A 1,145-nucleotide genomic window follows, 5' to 3' on the forward strand; every position below is an offset into this window, starting at 1 on the left:
GTTGTACCGCGAATCTGCAATGTGTACTGGTCAGGAAAATCGGTATAGCTACCGTCTAGTAGCACGTTATCCTTGCCTTTAACTCTGCCTTTCTCAATCAACAAGTGCGGAGACGATTCAAATACGTTGCTTGCGATTCTCGGTGCTGGCGTACCTTGAATTTGTGCAATCGCAGCTTGTACTTCCGTTACGGCCTCCGGCGTGGTTTTAGTGCTTAAGGCTTCAACAGGTTCTCGTGACATTGCTTCACACCCCAAAATCGGTAGTGTTAGTCCAAGACAAGCACAAAGTCTTGTAGCTGTTGCGCGCCTTGAGCTAGTTGATCTCAACATGTATAGCCTCTGTTCTTAGTGGTGAACGGTGATCCTTAAGTGCTGGAGAGTCGCTGTTAAGTGGCATTGTGTTGAAACTCGCAGGCGACACTTGTGGACAAGTTCCTGTATCCATGTAGTTGAGTGCGGCAGATAGCATGCGCTCGGATGTATCGCCTAGCGGCTTCGTTAAGTCGTCATCTACCCAACAACCTTCAACTCGATTATCTAAACCAAGGTTGCTGCTAATTTGGCTCTTAGGTGTTGGAACAAAACCGTCGGCAAAGTCGCCAAATTGTTTTTCGTTCGCAGATTTAAACTGAATGGTGTAGTACATGGTGCCACAGTTCTGCTCGGGTGCGAATCCATAAGGTTTACCCATTGTGGTTGAGCCAATTTGGATAACATTAACATCAATACCGCGCAGTGCATTCATCAGTAATTCACTTGAAGAGGCCGTACCGCCAGAGGTCAGCACATAAACTTGCTGCTTGCCTAGAGTAGGCAACATTTGGTCTGAGAACTTGCCTGCTGCCCAGTCGATGGCTACGTTAGTAAATGGGTATACATTGTCGCCATTAGGTATGGTTTTCATGATCTTATCGTTGTGAATCAGCTCACTAAAGACACGATTTTTATCCGCGCCGCTGAGCATGTATCCCACTTGAGAAGATTGCAGCACTAAACCGCCGCCGTTGTATCGTAAATCGATAACAATTTCATCAACCTGAGCTTCTGCCAATTTATTAAAGGCGTTAATGAGCGGTGTTTGTGCACTTGGCTCGAACGAGTTGTATTGCAGGTAACCGACTTTTTTACCGTTGTGCTCAATGA

The 1,145-nt window shown here is 46.3% G+C and carries 2 protein-coding genes; both read right to left on the minus strand.

The genetic code is table 11. From position 1 onward, the window contains the following. Positions 1 to 242: hypothetical protein (locus tag R7093_RS24055; RefSeq protein ID WP_318146864.1), on the minus strand; the 242-nt coding region annotated here is incomplete at its 3' end. Between the two features lie 73 nt (positions 243 to 315). Further along, on the minus strand, positions 316 to 1,145 hold an 830-nt coding region (locus R7093_RS24060), incomplete at its 5' end, for a S41 family peptidase (RefSeq protein WP_318146865.1).

This window comes from Vibrio sp. 1580 (assembly GCF_033340055.1).